The sequence below is a fragment of the Paenibacillus pinihumi DSM 23905 = JCM 16419 genome (assembly GCF_000422505.1).
Taxonomy (GTDB): domain Bacteria; phylum Bacillota; class Bacilli; order Paenibacillales; family Paenibacillaceae; genus Paenibacillus_D; species Paenibacillus_D pinihumi.
The window spans coordinates 1-4684 of the sequence record NZ_AULX01000051.1; the positions used below are offsets into that span (position 1 = coordinate 1).

Here is a 4684-nt window from a genome sequence, read left to right on the forward strand (position 1 = left end):
GCCACCTTTTGCTGCTGGATATGCATCATATGATTTCCGATGGGACATCTGTCAATGTGCTGCTGGGCGAATGGATGGACTTGTATGAGGGCAGGTCTCTTCCGGAATTGGCGATCCAGTACAAGGATTATTCTGTTTGGCAGGAAGATCAGTGTCAAAGGAAGCGGCATGAGGAGCAGGAGGCCTATTGGCTGCAGAGGCTTTCGGGTGAGCTGCCGGTGCTGGAGCTGGCGTTGGACAAGCCAAGGCCGGCAGTACAGCAATTCGGGGGAGACAGGGTAAGGTTCGAAATTCGCAGAGAATTAACAGAGAAGCTGCGGGAGTTTAGTGCCAGACAGGGAAGCACGTTGTATATGACAATGCTTACCGTGTACAAGGTCATGCTTCATAAATATACGGGCCAAGAGGACATCACCGTCGGCACGCCGGTGGCCGGAAGAACGCGGGCGGAGCTGGAAGGGCTCATTGGAATGTTCATCAACACATTGGTAATACGAAGCTATCCGGACAGGGCGAAGACATTTACGGATTTTCTGGAGGAAGTGAAGCAAAGCGTATTAGAAGCCCAGGAACATCAGGAATACCCGTTTGAGCATCTCGTGGAAAAGCTGGGGCTGCGCAGAGATAAGAGCCGCAATGCGATATTCGACGTTATGTTTGTTATGCAAAACTTGCAGCAGCAGTACAAAAAGTTTGAAACGCTTGCAATGACACCGGTTGAAATGGAATACCCGATGGCCAAGTTTGACATTACGCTGACGGTCGAGGAAACAGGAGACGGCCGGCTGCTTGCTCAGCTTGAGTACCGTACTTCATTGTTCCATCCAGATACGGCAGCCCAAATGGCGGACCATTTCCTGCATGTATTAGAGGTTGCTGTAACGCAGCCTGATCAGGCCTTGAATGAGATGGAGCTTCTTACCCAGGCAGAGCGGGACCTCATTGTAGAAGGGTTCAATCATACGGCAGTAGACTACCCGCAAGGAAAGACCCTCCATGGCTGGTTCGAGGAACGGGCAGCCAGCAGCCCGGAGCGAACGGCAGTCGTCTTTGGCGAGCAGAAGCTGACCTACCGCGAGCTCAATGTAGAGGCCAATCGTCTTGGCCGCTTGCTGCGTGAACGCGGTGTGGAGCCGGATGAACGGATCGGCATTCTGGTGGAGCCGTCATTGGAGATGACGGTCGGAATACTGGCGATCTTGAAGGCCGGAGGAGCATATGTACCGATTGATCCTGATTATCCGGTTGAGCGTATGAATTTCATGCTTGCGGATTCCGGAATACGCTTGCTGTTGACGACAGAGAAATTTAATGGCATGGCTGTCAACTTCCCGGGTGAACGCATCATGATCGATCTCACAACGGAAGTGTGGCAAGGCGATTCGGACGAAGAAGCGGGTAATTTAGAACCTATATCCCAGTCCAGGCACTTGGCTTATGTCATTTATACCTCAGGTACGACTGGACAGCCTAAAGGGGTTATGGTAGAGCATTGCAGCATCGTCAATGCTCTGCAATGGCGGATTGAGGAGTACGGATTAACTGAGACAGACAGAGCATTGCAATTGTTTTCTTTTGCTTTTGACGGATTTGTGCTCAGCTTCTTCTCGCCATTGCTAGCTGGAGCGAGCGTGATTTTGTTAACTAGGGAACAGAGCCGGGATTCACGTTTTATCGGGCAAACCATCCGGTACTGCCGGATCACAACCTTCATCTGTGTGCCCCCGTTGTATGCAGCGGTCCTGGATGCTCTGCCTGACGAGGCAATGCCTATTGCCGAGTCTTTAGCACTGCGTGCAGTGACCCTTGCAGGGGATACGGCAGCAACGGAAATCATTGAGCAGAGCAGGCGCAAATTGCCTGGTGTTGAGCTTATTAATGAATACGGGCCGACAGAAAACAGCGTTGTAGCCAGCTGCTTGAGAAGAATGGAGCAGGAAGCCGGGATCACGATCGGCAAACCGGTCGCGAATGTGCGCCTTTACATTTTGAACCCGGGCGGGCAAGTGCAGCCGTTGGGAGTACCTGGAGAGCTGTGTATAGGGGGAGCTGGTTTGGCGCGAGGCTACTTGAATCGTCCCGAGCTGCAGGCTGAGAAGTTTGTCCCCAGTCCATTCATTGCAGGAGAACTCATATACCGTACCGGCGACCTGGCCCGTTGGCTGCCTGACGGCAAGATTCAGTATTTGGGCCGGATCGATCAGCAGGTCAAAATTAGGGGGTACCGGATCGAGCTTGGTGAAATTGAGTCCTGCCTGCTCACGCAGAAAGGGATAAAAGAAGCCGTTGCTTGCGTACATCACAGCGCAAATGGTGACGCCCGTCTGTGCGCCTATGTAACGGCCGAGCAAGAGGTACATTTAGCAGAGATTCGCCAGACGTTAGCTCAGCATTTGCCGGCGTACATGGTGCCCGTCTTCTTATTGCAACTGGAACGCTTGCCACTGACCTTGAGCGGGAAGGTAGACCGGAAATTACTGCCCGAGCCGGACTGGACGCGGGAGGCAGAGCATGCCTATACAGCCCCCGGGAACGAACTGGAAATGTCGCTGGTGGAACTGTGGGAAGATGTGCTGGGCGTAAAAGGGATCGGTACCGAGGATGATTTTTTCGAGCGTGGAGGTCATTCTCTGAAGGCAACGATGCTGGTCTCGCGCATCTACAAGAAATTTGGTATTGAAATTCCACTACAGGAAATTTTTCGCCATTCTACGGTGCGCAAGCTGGCAGATTATTTGGGAGCCTGTCCGACGGATGCCCGGGTCTATGAGCCTATTTCACCCGTTGAGCACAGAAAATATTATCCGGCTTCCTCCGTGCAAAAGCGGCTCTACGCAATCGGCCAACTGGAAGGTGCGGCGGTAACTTACAACATTCCGCAGGTATTCGCAATCGAAGGAGAGCTTAATATAGAACGGCTGAAGCTAGCGCTGCAGGAGTTGGTCAAGCGGCACGAGAGCTTGCGTACCTCCTTTGAACTAGTGGAAGGCCAATTGATGCAGCATGTTCAAAAGTATGAGCAAGTTATGCAGGCTGGCGGAATAAACTTGCAACGGGTTCGAACAGACGATGACGGAGCGACTGTACGGATAAAGTCATTTATCCGGCCTTTTAATCTGGATGAAGCTCCATTATTCAGGACAGAACTGCTGCAGACACAGGAAGAGCGATATCTGCTTTTGCTGGACATGCATCATATCGTTTCTGATGCTGTATCCATGAATGTGCTTTTGACGGAATGGATGAGTTTGTATGAGGGAAGAAGTTTGCCGGAACTGACGGTTCAGTATAAAGATTACTCCGTTTGGCAGGAGGAACAGCGGCACAAGCCCCGGCATCAGGAACAAATGACATACTGGTTAAATACGTTATCCGGCGAACTGCCGGTACTGCAACTGGCGACAGATAAGCCGAGGCCGGCAGTGCAGCAGTTTGAGGGAGACCGGCTGGCGTTTGAAATCAGCGGGGAACTGGGAGAGAAACTGCGAAAGTTCAGCACGCAACACGGCTGCACGTTATATATGACCTTATTGGCGGCGTACAGCGTATTGCTCCATAAATATACCGGACAGGATGACATCATCGTCGGCACTCCAATAGCAGGCAGAACGCGTGCGGAGACGGAGCGGATTATCGGGATGTTCGTCAATACGCTGGCGCTGCGAAGCTCTCCGGGAGGAGAGAAGACGTTCTTCGCTTATCTGGACGAAATGAAGCAGAAGGTGCTGGAAGCTCAGGAGCATCAGGACTATCCGTTTGAAGAGCTGATCGAGAAGCTGGAGCTGCGCAGGGATTTAAGCCGCAATCCGCTGTTTGACACCATGTTTGTCCTGCAAAACGTAGACAACCCGACCCTCGAGGTTGAACAGTTGTTGATTCGCGAGTATGCGTATGAGTTTCAGTTTTCGAAATTTGATATAACCTTGTCGGCTCGTGAGGACGCAGAGCAGATCAAGTTTCAATGGGAATATGGAACCCATCTCTTTTATAGCAGCACAATTGAGCGTTTATCCCGTCATTTCATCACAATTCTAGAAAGTGTCGTGGAGAACGGCGCTGTTTTGCTTAAGGAAATCGATATGGTAACAGCTGGAGAAAAAGAGCAGTTGTTATACGGGTTTAATGATACGAAAACTGTATATCCGCAGGATCAAACAATTCATGCGCTGTTTGAGGAGCAGGCTAAAATCCGGCCGGAGCATATTGCGGTTGTGGAGAGCGGCCGGAGGTGGACGTACCGGGAGTTGAACGAGCGTGCGAACAGCCTGGCACGGGAGTTAAGGGGACGTGGAGTCGGTGCGGACCGGATTGTCGGCATTATCGCTGAACCATCGCTGGAAATGGTGGCAGGGATCCTCGGAATTCTAAAGGCGGGCGGCGCCTATTTGCCAATTGATCCGCAATATCCAAGCGAACGGATCAGCTATATGCTGGAGGACAGCGGGGCTTCTCTCTTGCTGGCGCCTGCGCATTTACAGGCTGGTCTTTCATCGTTTGCAGGAGAGACGCTGGATTTGAAAGAGGAATATCTATACCGGGGAGAAGGGAGTGACCTGGGCCTTACTGGGGCATCGGATTCTCTGGCCTATGTCATCTATACGTCGGGCTCGACCGGCAAGCCGAAGGGAGTGCTGGTGGAGCACCGGTCCCTGGTGAATTTATCGGTGTGGCATCAGCGCCAGTT

General features: G+C 52.0%; 1 protein-coding gene. It reads left to right on the plus strand.

The genetic code is table 11. The annotated features are described in order from the left end of the window. Positions 1 to 4684, plus strand: a 4684-nt coding sequence (locus tag H583_RS0113930) for a non-ribosomal peptide synthetase (RefSeq protein ID WP_028560980.1), incomplete at both ends; no start/stop codon positions are given.